The organism is Flavicella sediminum (assembly GCF_006381105.1).
Lineage (GTDB): Bacteria > Bacteroidota > Bacteroidia > Flavobacteriales > Flavobacteriaceae > Flavicella > Flavicella sediminum.
Genome location: NZ_VDET01000013.1, coordinates 82,074 through 96,712 on the forward strand (window position 1 = coordinate 82,074; position 14,639 = coordinate 96,712).

Annotated in this window: 13 protein-coding genes; 4 read left to right on the plus strand and 9 right to left on the minus strand. The window is 33.5% G+C overall.

Annotation, left to right across the window (positions count from 1 at the left end; genetic code table 11):
- Positions 1–91 precede the first annotated feature (91 nt).
- The gene (gene dnaG / locus FGM02_RS12140; protein WP_139958646.1) at positions 92–2,161 is read left to right on the plus strand and encodes a DNA primase; all 2,070 of its coding nucleotides are present in this window, start codon (positions 92–94) and stop codon (positions 2,159–2,161) included.
- A gap of 5 nt (positions 2,162–2,166) precedes the next feature.
- Here the strand turns inward: dnaG and FGM02_RS12145 are convergent, their stop codons facing one another.
- The 8 genes from FGM02_RS12145 to FGM02_RS12180 form a co-directional block, all read right to left on the minus strand.
- Entirely contained in the window at positions 2,167–2,664 is a 498-nt protein-coding gene (locus FGM02_RS12145; protein ID WP_139958647.1) for a metallophosphoesterase family protein, read from the minus strand.
- Positions 2,665–2,693: 29 nt separating this feature from the next.
- Positions 2,694–3,104 (minus strand): hypothetical protein, encoded by a 411-nt coding sequence (locus tag FGM02_RS12150; protein WP_139958648.1) that lies wholly within the window; start codon positions 3,102–3,104, stop codon positions 2,694–2,696.
- A 24-nt stretch (positions 3,105–3,128) separates the two neighbouring features.
- A complete protein-coding gene (locus FGM02_RS12155) occupies positions 3,129–4,544 on the minus strand; it encodes a DUF389 domain-containing protein (protein WP_139958649.1) in 1,416 nt (471 codons plus the stop codon).
- 15 nt (positions 4,545–4,559) lie between these two features.
- Positions 4,560–5,147 carry a SprT-like domain-containing protein gene (locus FGM02_RS12160; protein WP_139958650.1) on the minus strand — a complete coding sequence of 196 codons (588 nt, stop codon included), beginning with the start codon at positions 5,145–5,147 and terminating at the stop codon, positions 4,560–4,562.
- Between the two features lie 80 nt (positions 5,148–5,227).
- The gene (locus tag FGM02_RS12165; protein WP_139958651.1) at positions 5,228–5,908 is read right to left on the minus strand and encodes an SDR family NAD(P)-dependent oxidoreductase; all 681 of its coding nucleotides are present in this window, start codon (positions 5,906–5,908) and stop codon (positions 5,228–5,230) included.
- 26 nt (positions 5,909–5,934) lie between these two features.
- On the minus strand, positions 5,935–6,909 hold the full coding sequence (locus FGM02_RS12170) for a DUF898 family protein (protein WP_139958652.1): 975 nt from the start codon (positions 6,907–6,909) through the stop codon (positions 5,935–5,937).
- A gap of 3 nt (positions 6,910–6,912) precedes the next feature.
- On the minus strand, positions 6,913–8,493 hold the full coding sequence (locus FGM02_RS12175; protein WP_243739398.1) for a right-handed parallel beta-helix repeat-containing protein: 1,581 nt from the start codon (positions 8,491–8,493) through the stop codon (positions 6,913–6,915).
- A gap of 34 nt (positions 8,494–8,527) precedes the next feature.
- Positions 8,528–9,559: a glutaminyl-peptide cyclotransferase gene (locus FGM02_RS12180; RefSeq protein WP_139958653.1), complete on the minus strand. Its 1,032-nt coding sequence runs from the start codon at positions 9,557–9,559 to the stop codon at positions 8,528–8,530.
- A 124-nt stretch (positions 9,560–9,683) separates the two neighbouring features.
- Here FGM02_RS12180 and FGM02_RS12185 point away from each other — a divergent pair, with 124 nt between their 5' ends.
- Complete coding sequence (locus FGM02_RS12185; RefSeq protein WP_139958654.1) at positions 9,684–9,935, plus strand: type B 50S ribosomal protein L31; 252 nt, start codon at positions 9,684–9,686, stop codon at positions 9,933–9,935.
- 87 nt (positions 9,936–10,022) lie between these two features.
- Here FGM02_RS12185 and FGM02_RS12190 read toward each other — a convergent pair whose 3' ends face one another.
- Positions 10,023–12,212: a B12-binding domain-containing radical SAM protein gene (locus FGM02_RS12190; protein ID WP_139958655.1), complete on the minus strand. Its 2,190-nt coding sequence runs from the start codon at positions 12,210–12,212 to the stop codon at positions 10,023–10,025.
- 214 nt (positions 12,213–12,426) lie between these two features.
- Between FGM02_RS12190 and FGM02_RS12195 the strand changes: the two genes are divergently transcribed.
- Positions 12,427–12,714: a hypothetical protein gene (locus tag FGM02_RS12195; protein WP_139958656.1), complete on the plus strand. Its 288-nt coding sequence runs from the start codon at positions 12,427–12,429 to the stop codon at positions 12,712–12,714.
- A 62-nt stretch (positions 12,715–12,776) separates the two neighbouring features.
- Entirely contained in the window at positions 12,777–14,636 is a 1,860-nt protein-coding gene (locus FGM02_RS12200) for a SulP family inorganic anion transporter (protein ID WP_139958657.1), read from the plus strand.
- The last annotated feature ends 3 nt before the right edge of the window (positions 14,637–14,639 follow it).

The window sequence follows — 14,639 nt, forward strand, 5'->3', positions numbered from 1 at the left end:
TTTTTTGAGCTTTCAATTAGAAAGTATTAAAGAAAGTTTTTTAAATTTTGTTGTTTAAAAAAGTAAGTCTCGAATTTGAGCAATTGATAAAATGATTCAAAGAAGTACCATAGATCGTGTTTTTGAAACCGCCCGTGTTGAGGAGGTTATTGGTGAGTTTGTTACCTTAAAAAAAGCGGGAAGTAATTTTAAAGGTTTAAGTCCGTTTACGGATGAAAAATCTCCTTCATTTATGGTGTCTCCTGTCAAACAAATTTGGAAAGATTTTAGTACGGGAAAAGGAGGAAATTCTGTAACCTTCCTTATGGAACATGAACATTTTTCTTATCCAGAAGCAATTCGATACTTAGCAAAAAAGTACAATATTGAAATAGAGGAAGAGGAGCAAACCGATGAACAGAAAGAAGCGGCTGATGAACGTGAAAGTATGTATTTGGTTTCTAATTTCGCTAAAGAGTATTACCATGATATTTTATTAAATCACCCCAAAGGGAAGGCTATTGGACTCTCTTATTTTAAAGAACGTGGATTTACAGATGAAACGATTAAAAAGTTTGAATTAGGATATAATTTAGACGACTGGTCGGCCTTTACAGATACCGCCATTAGAAAAGGGTACGATTTAAATTATTTGGCCAAAACAGGACTTTCCATCGTAAAGGATAACAACAAACAATTTGACCGTTTTAAAGGGCGTGTGTTGTTTCCTATACAAAGTATGAGTGGTCGTGTTTTAGGTTTTGGTGGACGTATTTTAACGGCTGATAAAAAAGCTGCCAAATACTTAAATTCACCAGAGAGTGATATTTACCATAAGAGTAAAGTTTTGTATGGAATTTACCATGCAAAGCAATCCATTGCCAAAGAAGATCGCTGTTTTTTGGTAGAAGGGTATACCGATGTTATTTCCATGAACCAAGCGGGTGTAGAAAACGTTGTGGCTTCTTCTGGAACTGCATTAACACCAGATCAAATTCGATTAATTAGAAGATTGACACCCAATATTACGGTTTTATTTGATGGTGATGCTGCCGGAATTAGAGCTTCTATTCGAGGTATTGATTTGATTTTGGAACAGGGAATGAATGTAAAAGTGCTTATTTTTCCTGAAGGCGATGATCCAGATAGTTTTTCTAAAAAAGTATCTAAAGAAGAATTGACAGAATATTTAGATGTAAACGCTAAAGATTTTATCAATTTTAAGGTGTCTCTGTTAATGGAGGAAGCCAAAAATGATCCTGTTAAAAAAGCAGGGTTGATTCGAGATATTGTGACCAGTATTTCTAAAATTCCTGACAATATCCAAAGAGAAGTTTATGTACAAGAATGTTCTCGAATCATGGATATTTCCGAAACGGTTTTGTTCAATGAATTGGCTCAAATTGGAAAGAAAAATGAACGTGAAGCTTACCAAAAAAGACAACAAGAACAAAAGCAACAAGAAAGACAACAACAACGATTAGGGACAAGTTCAGGTACTCTAAAATCGGGAGGAGAAGGCGAAGACCAAGAAGCATATTTCCAAGCCAGAATTTCCCAAGAAGGCGGAGCTAAAGGAAAAAATGCAGGTTTGCAAACTTCCAAAGAAATTGATACGCTGGCCATTTTAGAAAGAGAGATTATCAAAATATTATTGTTGTACGGAAATACGCAAGTCGATTTTATTGATTGGTTAGAGGAAGTCAATGAATTTGGAAAGGTAGTTATGGTAAAGGACGAGTATTCAAATTTTGTTTCACAAGAATTGTATTTGCAATTGCAAGACGATGAAATAGAATTTACAAACCCTCATTTTCAGAAAATTTATTTGGAAATCATCAACCGATTGAATCAAGAACAAAGTATTTCTATAGAACAGCTAACGAGTCACCAAGATCCCGATATTTCTCAATTGGTTACGGATATTTTAATGGATGATGAAAAGCATATTTTAAGCGATTGGGAGGCTAGAGATATTTATGTTACCGGAAAAGAAGAGGTACTTCCAAAATTGGTTACTGATGCAATTTTGAATTTAAGACGTGTATTGATAGAGCTTAAAATTAAAGAATTGATTGTCGAAATTTCCAATCCAGACAATAGAGAATCTACTTTAGAGATGGTGGTAAATTATACAGAACTGAAAAAGAAACTGTTCGAAAAGTTGAATAGAATTTTATAATTTTTTTAAACTCTTGTCTCTAATTCAATAACTTCTAAGTTTTTTATGTCTCCTTTTTCTATTTCAAAACGAAGCATGGTTCTTACTTTATGAAAACCATGTTTTCCTGCGGCACCGGGATTCATGTGCAATAAATTTAGTTTTTGATCGTACTGGACTTTTAAAATATGTGAGTGCCCGCTAATAAATAATTTAGGTGGATTTGCTTTTAGTTCTTCTCGGATACGTTGGTTGTATTTATCAGGATAGCCTCCAATATGGGTCATCCATACCGAAACACCTTCTACAATAAATTTAGCGTCTAAAGGATATTCTGCTCGAACCGTTTTGTCATCAATATTGCCATAAACGGCTCTAAATGGTTTTAATTCTTTTATACTATCTGCAACTTCAATAAGACCAATATCACCAACATGCCAAACTTCATCTGCTAGTTTTACGTATTTTAATATTTGTGCATCTATAAAACTATGCGTGTCTGAGAGTAATAAAATTTTTTTCATGAAGCGTAGAAGTAGAAACTTCTGTTTAATTATTTTTTAGAAATAAGTTTTGTTGACAGCCAAGCTATAGGCAAGTAAGCCAAGCTTAAATCGGTTATTACAAACCAAGTTGGTGAGGGAAGCATAAGCACATTAGAAATTCCACCTAACAAGAAAATAAATCCAATTCCATAAGCAAATTTTTGTTGGTGTTTTTTTACCATGGCTAGCACACAAGTAGCAGCAACAAGTGTACCTAAGGCGTGTGCTAAAAACGGAAATAGAAAATGTTTGGCTTCAAATAAATGCATACCTGCGGCAAGCCCTTCCATGGTGGTATTGTCTACGCCTTCTGGTGGTGGAATAATGGAGCTGCTAACAAGAATAACGCCCATATTGATAGCGCTTCCAAGGATCAAACTTAAAACTACTGCGAGAATATTTCTTAGTATCGGATTCATAAGAATGGATGTAAAGTTGTATAGTTATTTTCGAATAAGTTGAAGGCTATCTAATTGCAATCTGGTTTGTAGCCATCTTTTTAATTGTTGTTCTTTTAAATCTGTATTGTCAATAGAATCTTTCCATTGAATTTGAAAAACAGGAATGGTATCAATTCGAGTAAAATCGGTACTTAAAACATTCGAAAAACTGATATTTTTTAATTCTTCGTAATTTATTTTTGCTTCCTGACTCACTTGAATAAAAGGAATTTGTTTTTTTTGTATTCTCTCTAAATCATTTAATAAAGTTCTTATCGTCTTGTCTTTTTCATTGATCGTTTCTTCTTTGGTAGCAATCAATTCTTGATTTTTTACGTAAGAACTTTTAATGGTATTTATTTCATCTAATAATTTAGAAGTTTCATTGTCTTGCTGAATTTCTAATCGGGTGTTGAATAAGTCAAATGTGGGTAGTTTTTCAGTCCAAATGGCCAATTCATCTTGTTGAATGTTTTTTCCAAGAACCACCAGTTTAATTGTTCTTTTTGGATAATCTATTTCGGTGTTGATAATTCCTGCTCCGGTTTTTTCTTTTAATACCGTTATAAATTCTTGTGCATTTTGATCGAATTTATTCTTCTGAAATAAACCATAAAATAAATAAATACTAAAGCCTAAAATAACAATTGCTACTAAAGATGCCATTTGGGCTATCCGTTTTCTTTTAACCGAATCAATATAGCGTACCATTGGAAATCGCAAGGATTTTACAACCACAAAGGTTGCCAAAGCAATAAATATAGCATTGATCGTAAATAAAAACATAGCGCCTCCAAAGAATTTTAAATTCCACGTGGCTAATCCATAACCAGCGGTACATAAAGGAGGCATTAAGGCTGTTGCAATGGCAATTCCGGCAATGGTATTGGTCATTACCTTGTGCCTACTTACAGAAATTATTAAGGCCAATCCACCCGCAATGGCAATCAATACATCTCGAACATCGGGCTGGGTTCTTGCTAATAATTCTGGTGTCGCTTCTTGAAATAAGGGAATGCTAAAAAAGATAAACGAAGAAAGTAAACTTAAACCAACCATAACGCCTAAATTGACTAAGGATCGTTTTAAGGTGTCAATATCATTAATACCAATAGAAAGTCCAACCCCCAAAATAGGTCCCATTAAAGGAGAGATAAGCATGGCGCCAATAACCACTGCGGTAGAACTCGTATTTAGTCCGATAGAGGCAATTAGAATAGAGAAAATTAAAATCCAAGCGGTATGACTTTTTACGGTGATGCCATCTTTTATTTGTTGAATTGTTTCTGCTTTATTGGTTCCTTCACGGATATCTAAAAGCTGAATTAAGAATTTTCTGATTCCTTGTAAAAAATCACTAAAATCTTTTTTTATCCCTTCCTTTTGTTGGATTAAATTTTCGTCTTGAGGGTTTTCCATGAGTTTTTTATAGTGTTAAGCAATTAAGAGTACTTCCGCATTCTGATTGATTAAATATTTTTTTCCTGTTGCTAACTCTAGACAAAGAAAACGTGTTCGTTTTTTTTCTAGAAGTTTGAACTTCCTTTTCTTAAGAAGGAAGTTGTCATTTGGGCTTAATTCAAATATATAATTTTTATCTGAGTCGCGGGAATCTTGTTTTAAAGCTAATGATAAATGTACATCACTATCGGTACTTGCTTTGGGGTTGATTAGGTATTTTGCTAAATGAGGCAATATGTTGTTTGGGTATACTTCAGGGTGTACAAAAGGCAACATCAATTCTTTAAAGGTATATTTCCATTCCTTGCCATGTGGTTTTACATGTCCATATTTTTGATGGGTCACATGGTGGGCAATTTCATGAATTAAGGTCAATAAAAATTGGTGCGGATTTAAACTGTTGTTGATGGTGATTTGATATTTTCCAGAGGGTAATTTCCTGAAGTCCCCATGTTTTGTGGCTCTTTTGTTTACAATCTTTAAAATAAAATCATGGGCTTCTAAAAGTTCTAAAACTCTTGGAAGGGCTGTTTCTGGAATGAAATTTTGTATTTCTTTCAAAAGGTAGTTTCGGTTACCATAGCTTGTTTGTCTTCTTTGCGAAAAAAACGAACTATTTAAAATTAAGAATTCATCAATTGTTAAGGTGTAGTGCTAGAAACCTGTAAAACACGACCGTTGTAAAATTGATTTCCAGTAGTGGCAAAATCAAAAATATAGTTTGCCATTTCTTTAGGTTGCAAAGGAGCTTCGTAACCAGGGAAAGCTTCTTCTAACATTTCTGTTTGTACGGCGCCAATGGCCAATACGTTAAAAGCAATTCCTTTAGCGCGGTATTCTTCGGCCAATAATTCACTTAAAGTAATAACGGCTCCTTTGGAAGAGCTATAGGCTGCTAAGCCTGAAAATTTTACGCTCCCTTGAATTCCGCCCATACTACTAATGGTTACTACATGACTTTTTGCAGGCATATAAGGAACCACAATTTTACTAAGCGAAGCAACCGCAAAAACATTGACAGCATATACTTTTAAGAAATCTTCTGTAGTCGTTTCTTCAAAAGGTTTGTTTATCAAACTACCTGCATTGTTGATGAGTATGTCTACTTGTTTAAAATTTTCTTTTATATGAAAAGCCACTTTTTCTAAATCCTTCTCATTTGTCAAGTCGGCTGCTAATACTTGTATGTTTGGGTGGTTTACAGCTTCTAAAGTACTTGTGTTTCTTGACAAAGCCAAAACTTGGTAGTTGTTATTCGCAAAATGTTGTGCCAGTTCAAATCCAATACCTCTACTAGTTCCTGAAATTATTACGTTTTTCATACAGTGTTTCTAATAATTTTGACAAGTTAAATTAAATCAAAATCTAATATTTTTAAATAAGTATCTCTGTTTTCTGTTTCTTCACTTTCTTCAAAAGAATTTTTCAGTGAAGTATAATCAATGCCTTCTTCTAAAGAACTATTTTCAAGTACAAATCGGAAAGTTCGGGTTAGTACCCATGGTGTAGCCAAGCCAAAAGTGAAAATTAGCAAAAGTAGGTTAGGAAGAATAAGAAGCGCAATTTGCCCTGTTGTTGCGTTTACCTTAAAACTTACTTCTTCATTGTTTTGGTATGCTTTTAAGTTTTCAACATAGAATGTAAAGACCTTTTTTAAGTGCCAGAAAGTGTAAATTCCTGCAGTAATAAAAAATAAAAGAACCAGTTTTAGTTGAATCCAAAATAACTGATCTCCTTTTCCTTTAAAATCGAAAGTAACATTGCCAAATTTTAAATGTCTGAGAATATATTTTCTTAATTCTACTTGAAGCCAAGGTCCATAAATACCAAAGGTTACAATGCTCAATAGAATTCCTTTGATACACAATCTGAAAAATTCCATTCGGATGCCAGAATATTTAAAAAACACAGAGTTCCAGGAACTTTTAGAGGCTCTGTAACGAACCGCACCATGGATAGCAAAAGGTAGAATTAAAATGATAAAGGCATAAAAAAGGACAGTGCTAAGCACCAATGCAGGGTAATTTTCGGTTGCAGAAAAGACTGTTGAAAAAATATAAAACGTAAAAATAATTACATAAATTTTTAAATAGCTTGTAAATACATCCTTTCCTTTTCCGGTAAATAAAAACCGATCGTTTTCCAATTCGGTTTCCTTGTAAAAATACTTTAAAAGTTCAATTTTCGCCCAAGGATAATAAATACCCAAGGTCAATAAAATCAAAATAATATTTTTAAAATAAATAAGAGCGAGTCCGCTTCCTTTACCTGTAAATGTGAATGTTTTTTTTTGTTCTAATTTTTTGTCTGCTACAATTTCCATAGTTTATTCTTCTATTTCTTCTTCGGTTTCAAAAATAATATGTTGGTAAGCGCCAATATCTGGTGCTAGTGTTCTGTCTATGCCTAAAATATCCAAAGGTGTTCGAAGTGCATTTTCAACTTTCCCTTTGTTGATGGCTTCACTTTCTTCACCCATAATAAAATCGTTGCTACTGGTGTCTCTAAAATTAGGTTCGCCGTTTAAAAGAATTCCAGGATATAAAGTTTCATCGGTAAAATCGTACAAAGGATCTTCGTTACTGCTGTTGTATTTTAGCAAGCAATTTTCGAAAAGTACGGAAAAAACAGCCGTTTCATTTTTAAAGAATTCAATTTCTCTTGAGTTGTTCCCTGTAATAATGCAATTGGTAAAGTTTGCTTTGGTCAAATCTTTAGCTCTATAAACGGGATTGTCTTCTTCATCCAAATCAAATTCGTTATTGCTAATTTGTACGGTTTCAAAACGTCTTACACCATCCGACCAGTAATTGGCAAAGGTACAGTGGTTAAACTCGTAACTACCACCATTTGTAATAGATAAAGAGCCTTGTCTACTATTTCCAATGACTAAATTTTCTGCTTTTATATACGATTCAGAAGCCAACAAGCCAACCACAGAGGTATTGTAAATTTCTGAATTTTTTATGGTCAAGGTAGGTTCAGCACTGCTGGTGGAAATAGAATCACAAATAATTCCAACTGCTGCATTTTTGATACGTGTATGCGCAATAGTATTTTCTTTACTTTCTGGTTTTAACCAAATACCATCCCATTGCCCGGCAGTTTCACTAAAATCAAACTCCAAACGGTTTCCTTCAATAGTGACTTTATTATCTAAAGTTCCATTAATTTGTATTGTTGCGTTTTTTTCGATAATCAAAGCAGCTTTGTCGTGGAAAAACAATTGCGCGCCAGCATCAATGACCAAAGTTTTATTTTCAGGAACAATGCAATAATTATACAAAGAATAGGATTTTGCATTCGTAAAATGTAGTTCACTATTTGTTAAAACTCTTTTGGCAACGGTATCTCCATAAATATCGGTGGTTTCAAAGCTTGTAAAATGAGCAAGTTTTCGAACGGGATCTGTAATGGTGTCTCTTATTTTTTTTAATTGAGCAGTTGTTAAATCTGAATAAATAAAATGAGCATCTTTTACAGTGGTAATTAATTTTACATCTTGCAATTTTTCTCCAGAATGAAAAACTATCGAATCTTTGTAAATAGGGTCACTCAATAAGTCAAAATCAATGGTTGCTTCAATTAAAACATACAAGCTGTCTTTGGCAAGTAGGGGTGTGTTCTCAAAAGATTTTCCTGGTATTCCGTCTACATTTAATCGGTAAAAAGAATTGTCTCCTCTTCCTAAATTGATAGAGGGGATATGGATGTCTTTGTTACTTTTGTTATAGACTTTTAAAGCATAGGTACTGCTACTAATATTGGTGAAAATGGTATCTAAAAAAATGGTATCTCTTGAGAAAGTTAAGTTTCCAGTACTTTCAATAGTTGAAAAATCTTTCCGACAAGAAATAGAAAATGCAATCAGACAAAAAATTACTAGAATAGAATAGAGGTTTCTCATTAAAATGGACTTTTGGTAAAGATACTATTTCTAATTATTTCTTAGCGACTAATTCGATTTCAAAAGTTTTGTTCCAATTTTTTCCCGTAACAAAGAGTCTGTTGTTTTCTTGGTCGTAGGCAATACCATTTAAAACATAGTCCTTGTTATTTGCCGAATGATCTACCAGTTTACTTAGTTCGTTTAAGTTGGCAACGCCTTCAATAGTTCCGTTTTTTGGATCGATAATAATGATGGTGTTTTTTTGCCAAATATTTGCGTAAATTTTTCCATTGATGTATTCAATTTCATTTAATTGTTCGGCTTTTCTTTTGTTGGTATAGGCTTCAATAAAATGAATTTCTTTGTGATTTTCTGGGGTTAAAAACCAAATACGTTCTGTACCGTCAGATTTGATCAATTCCTTATCGTTATGTGTTAGTCCCCAACCTTCAACGCTTTTTCCGTAAGAAAAAGAGCCTTCTTGTTCAAAGCTTTCCAAATCGTACACAAAACCTATTTTTCCTTGCCAAGTTAATTGGTGAATTTTATTGTTAAAGATGGTGATTCCTTCTCCAAAATATTTAGCATCTAAATCTTGCTGCTGCAGTACTTTTCCTGTGGTAATTTCTGTTTTTCTAATAGAAGACTGTCCTTTTTGTCCGGTGCTCTCATATAGAAAACCATTGTGGTATTCAAAACCTTGCGTAAAAGCTTTGGCGTCATGCGGAAAGGTATTGATCAGTTTAAAATCGTAAATAATGGGTTTTTTATCCGCTAAGAAATAAATGGCATTGTGCAAAGATTTGCTTTTTCCTTCGTAATAAACTACGGCAGTTAATGTATGTTTTCCTAGAATTTCATTTTGGATGTTTATTTCGATTCCATTTTGAGTCGCAATTTTTTTTCCATCAAGTTTAAATTCAATAGAATCAAATTCTTTTCCATTTAATTCTTGGACAGAAAAACTCAATTTTTTATCAATATTAATTTTTTTCGGACTATTAAATTTGAATTCGATATCTTCGTTACATCCTATGATTAGTAGGCTAATACTTAAAAATAAGGCTGAAATTCTTAATGACATTTGTTAAATTTTGATATTTAAAACTATTTCAAGCAAATAAAACAATTTATTTGTTTGAAATCTAAAAATTATAGTTAAATTTGCAATCTCAAAAATAAGAATTAAAGTTTAAAAATATAATAAGATGAAGAAAGGTATACATCCAGAAAACTACAGAATGGTTGCTTTTAAAGATATGTCAAACAACGATGTATTTTTAACACGTTCTACTGCTAATACAAAAGAAACTTTAGATGTTGATGGAGTTGAATACCCATTAATCAAATTGGAGATCTCTAGAACATCTCACCCTTTTTACACAGGTAAAACGAAATTGGTGGATACAGCTGGACGTATCGACAAGTTCAAAACGAAATACGCAAAGTTCAAAAAGTAAGCTACTTTTTAACTTTAAACTTATAAAAAAACCTATCATATTTTATGATAGGTTTTTTGTGTTTTCTAAACGTAAGGAAATAGATCCTTACAATACCAACAATCCGTTTTCTTTTATTTGAGTCATTTGTTTTGAAAACCAAAACAATTCAAAATCTTCAAATTGCAATTCGAAGTCTTTTTTTAAGGCAGCGTAGGTACTAGTTGTACTTGTTGTGTTGTATTGGCTTAAGATTCCTTGCAACCAAAGTCCTTTGTCTTCTTCAAATTGAATAGCAATTGTTTCTGTTTTGCTAAATAGTGTCATTTTTAGCATGTTCCAAGAATTATTTCTTTTGGTTTTTGTGTAAATCTCGATTTCAGGTTGTACACCAAGCCATATAATTTTTGCGTTGGGTTTTGTATTGAATTTATTTTCGGATTGTAAACAGTTTTCAATATAATTTAAAGGAATGCTTGTTTTGGGGGTTATAAATTCGAACCAATCATTTACGGGCAGATCAAAACCGATACCATGCATAAAATTGAAAATTGATTTTTTCAATCCATAGCTAAATTTATCATGTTTAATATTGGTCTTGTCCTTAAATTCAACATCGTTGTGCGCAAAGCTGATTTCTTTTTGTAAAGGGGTAATACCAAAATTTGCAGGTTTTAATCCAATTGGACTATGCGCTGTTAAAGAAAATTGATGCCAAAATCCAGATTGAATAATTCCAAGTTCAAATAATTGTTTTACCATTTCCAAACTATCTATGGTTTCTTGAACGGTTTGTGTAGGGTAGCCATACATTAAATAGGAGTGTACCAAAACTCCTGCATTTGTAAAATGATGGGTTACCTGCGCTACTTGTTCTACCGTTACACCTTTGTCTATTAATTTTAACAAACGGTCGGAGGCGACTTCCAGTCCGCCAGAAACGGCAATACAACCTGAGGCTTTTAATAGCAGGCATAAATCTTTGGTAAAGCTTTTTTCAAAACGAATATTGGTCCACCAAGTAACCGATACATTTCTTTTTAAAATTTCTAAAGCAACCGCACGCATCAAAGCAGGTGGTGCAGCTTCATCAACAAAATGAAATCCAGTTTCTCCGGTTTGTGCAACTATTTCTTCAATTCTGTCTACTAACAATTTCGCAGCAACAGGTTCGTAAATTTTTATATAATCTAAAGAAACATCACAAAAAGAACATTTCCCCCAATAGCAACCATGTGCCATGGTTAATTTATTCCAACGACCATCACTCCAAAGACTGTGCATAGGATTGGCAATTTCTATAACGGAAATATATTGGTCTAACAATAAATCAGAATAATCGGGTGTGCCAACATCTTTTTGTTTGTAGTCAGATTTTGTAGATGTGTTGTTGTAATAAACAGCGCCATCTTTTAGTTGAAAGGTTCTTTTGAATTGAAATTTTTCCAGGTTTTCTTCTTTCAAAGAAGCTACCAATAATTCAACAGGAAGTTCACCGTCATCTAAGGTGATATAATCAAAGAATTCAAAAACACGAACATCGGTCAAACTTCTTAATTCAGTGTTCGGGAAACCACCTCCCATTGAAACTTTAATTTCAGGATATTTTTTTTTGATGAACTGCGCACATCGAAAAGCACTGTATAAATTTCCAGGGAAAGGAACTGAGATTCCAATTAATTTTGGTTTTGTTTCTTCAATTCTTTCTTCTAAAATGGCAAGTGTTAATTTATCTATATAGGTCAGTTTTTCTTCTAGCTTGCTGTATAGTGGGTCAAAAGAATGTGCGCTTTGACCAATACTTTCGGCGTAACGACTGAAACCAAAGTTTTCATCTATGCACTCAATAATAAAATCTGAAATATCTTCTAAATAGAGCGTAGCCAAATGTTTGGCTTTGTTTTGCTGTCCCATAGCTCCAAATGCCCAATCCAAATCGTCTAGTTGTTGAAAACGATTAGCTTCGGGTAAATAATTTTCGCTACAAATTTGACGAGATAAGGTTTGATTTTTTCCTTGTAAAAAACGCACAACCGTATCAATGGTTTGAAAATAGTCATTTCTTAAGGCATAAATTCTTTTGGCATTGTCAGTTTGTATAGTATTCTCTTGAAAAGCTTTGTCAAAAATCTGCTGCAAACTCGATTTTGAAAACAAGGCTAAAATTACTTCCATTCCTAAATCCATTTGAAAACAACTAATATTTTTAGTGTTTAAAAAACCTTTTAAGTAGGCAGTTGCAGGATAAGGCGTGTTAAGCTGAGTAAATGGGGGAGTTATAAGTAGTACGTCCGTCAAATTTCTATATTTTCGATAAAGATACAAATCATATGTGTGAGACCCATGTTGCTAAATTATAAAATCTTAAATTTAGGTGTAGTTTTTGATATCTAAATAACAATCGCATTTATTGAAAGAATTTTAGAGTACGTTGTTTTTAAAATAAGTCTTTAAAAAAAACGCTAAGCTTTGCTCAATGACTACATTTGTATGCTACCTTAAAACGATCACTATGAAAAAAAATAAATTCTTTTCTTTTTTATCTAGACAGCTAGTGCTGATAGGTATTGCTTCCTTTATGCTAAGCGGACCGGCTTTGGTTTTGGAAGATTTTTTAGATATTGAAGAAGTAGCATGTGTTTTAGAAAGTGACATGGATCAAGAAAGTGAAAAAATATTGGAAAGTATTGAATTGCTGCTTATTGAAAGTCATTGGGTAACAAATTCAAAAATAAATAAAAAACCGCTCTATGTTTATGAGAGTTTTGTAGTGGATACAAGTCCACCACCAGAAAGTTAAATAGTAGTTGACATTTAAAGTGTATTACAATTTTTTATTTTACTAATTAATTATTATTTGACATGAAAAAATTATTTTCAAACATCAAAGGAGATGCTTTTGGTGGTATTACGGCGGGTATTGTTGCCTTGCCTTTGGCTTTGGCATTCGGTGTGTCCTCAGGTTTAGGACCAAGTGCAGGTTTGTATGGAGCTATTTTCTTAAGTTTCTTTGCCGCACTTTTAGGAGGAACAAGTACGCAAATTTCAGGACCAACTGCACCAATGACCGCAGTAAGTATGCTTGTTATTTCAGGAATTATAGCCATGAATGATGGCGATGTAAGCAAAGCATTACCTGCAATACTTACCGTTTTTGTGATGGCTGGAGTTTTTCAAGTGGGCTTAGGTGTTTTGGGGTTAGGAAAGTATATAAAATACATACCTTATCCGGTTGTGTCGGGATTTATGACAGCAATTGGGGTTATTATTTTGATTACCCAAATTTTGCCTACCATCGGGTATTATCCAAAAGAAGATGCTGAATTTGTAAATCAGTTCAAACCTCAAGCAGAGGAAATTATTCTAGAATCTATTTTAAAGGAAGAAGTAGGAGAAGGGATTTTGGTTTTAGAAGATTTTTCAGAAACCATTAAAAGAGCACAAGGTATTGATGCAGTAGCAATCCGGAAGGAAACAAAAACACTTGCAGCAAACTATGCTTCAGGAGTGTTAGGAACTTTAAAAGTATTGCCTAGAGGGCTTTCGCATATTAGTTGGTTAGAATTGATTTTAGCCTTAAGTACTATATTTATTATTTACGGATTTAAAAGAATAACGATGGCAGTGCCAAGTACTTTAGTGGCCTTGGTTGTTGTTTCAGGAGTAGCCTATGGTTTCGATTTAGGGTATAAGCCAATTGAAGAAATACCAAGTGGTTTGCCTTTGCCAAATTTGGCTATTTTTACAGAATTTAGTCTTTCAAGCGTTACGCCCTATATTTTTACGGCAATTACTTTAGCGCTATTAGGAGCTATAGATTCTTTGCTGACCAGTGTTGTGGCAGATAATATGACCAAGACAAAGCACAACCCGAACAAGGAATTGATAGGTCAGGGATTGGGAAATAGTATTGCTGCAATTTTTGGAGGAATCCCTGGAGCTGGAGCCACTATTAGAACTGTTGTAAATATCAATTCCGGAGGAAAAACAAAACTTTCAGGAATGATTGCTGGGGTGATGTTGCTAGTTATTCTTTTAGGTTTAAGTCCTGTAGCTTCAAAAATACCAGCAGCCGTTTTGGCGGGTATTTTAATAACTGTAGGAATAGGAGTAATGGATTATAAAGGTTTAAAGGCAATACCTGCGATGCCTAAAGATACCAAGCTAGGTCCCTTTAAAATTAGTTCCGATGTAATGATTATGGTTGTTGTTTTGGTCTTGTCTACTTTTTGGAATTTGGTAAACGCCGTTGGTATTGGATTGATCATTGCTTCTTTAATTTTTATGAAGAAAATGGGGGATTTAACCGCAAAAAGGTCAGATGTGAAGTCCCTGAAAAAAGAAACAAACTGGAAAGATGAAGCCAATTTTCCAGAAAAACTGAAGGAAGAGGTATTTATAAAACACCTAAAGGGACCATTGTTTTTTGGTTCGACTAGTAATTTTCAGGAATTGGCAGAACAGATTCCTGATACCGCATCTACAATAATTATTAGAATGGGACGCATGCAGTATATTGACCAGTCTGGTTTGTTTGTTATTGAAGATATTTTGGTCGATTTAAAGAGTGCGGGTAAAAATGTGTTATTGGTTGGTTTGTTAGAGCAACCGCGATATATGCTAGAACGAATAGATATAATTCCCGATTTAATTCCGAAAGAACATGTATTCAAAAACTTTGAACTTTGTTTAGATTGGGTAAAGAAAAACCTAAACAAATAGCAA

Coding starts and splice junctions, on each gene's coding strand:
- FGM02_RS12170 (WP_139958652.1), bottom strand. CDS start 6,909: ATGGAAATTGTAGCAGACAAAAAATTAGAACAAAAAAAAACATTCACA.
- FGM02_RS12165 (WP_139958651.1), bottom strand. CDS start 5,908: ATGAAAAACGTAATAATTTCAGGAACTAGTAGAGGTATTGGATTTGAA.
- FGM02_RS12185 (WP_139958654.1), top strand. CDS start 9,684: ATGAAGAAAGGTATACATCCAGAAAACTACAGAATGGTTGCTTTTAAA.
- FGM02_RS12150 (WP_139958648.1), bottom strand. CDS start 3,104: ATGAATCCGATACTAAGAAATATTCTCGCAGTAGTTTTAAGTTTGATC.
- FGM02_RS12180 (WP_139958653.1), bottom strand. CDS start 9,559: ATGTCATTAAGAATTTCAGCCTTATTTTTAAGTATTAGCCTACTAATC.
- FGM02_RS12175 (WP_243739398.1), bottom strand. CDS start 8,493: ATGAGAAACCTCTATTCTATTCTAGTAATTTTTTGTCTGATTGCATTT.
- FGM02_RS12145 (WP_139958647.1), bottom strand. CDS start 2,664: ATGAAAAAAATTTTATTACTCTCAGACACGCATAGTTTTATAGATGCA.
- dnaG (WP_139958646.1), top strand. CDS start 92: ATGATTCAAAGAAGTACCATAGATCGTGTTTTTGAAACCGCCCGTGTT.
- FGM02_RS12195 (WP_139958656.1), top strand. CDS start 12,427: ATGAAAAAAAATAAATTCTTTTCTTTTTTATCTAGACAGCTAGTGCTG.
- FGM02_RS12200 (WP_139958657.1), top strand. CDS start 12,777: ATGAAAAAATTATTTTCAAACATCAAAGGAGATGCTTTTGGTGGTATT.
- FGM02_RS12155 (WP_139958649.1), bottom strand. CDS start 4,544: ATGGAAAACCCTCAAGACGAAAATTTAATCCAACAAAAGGAAGGGATA.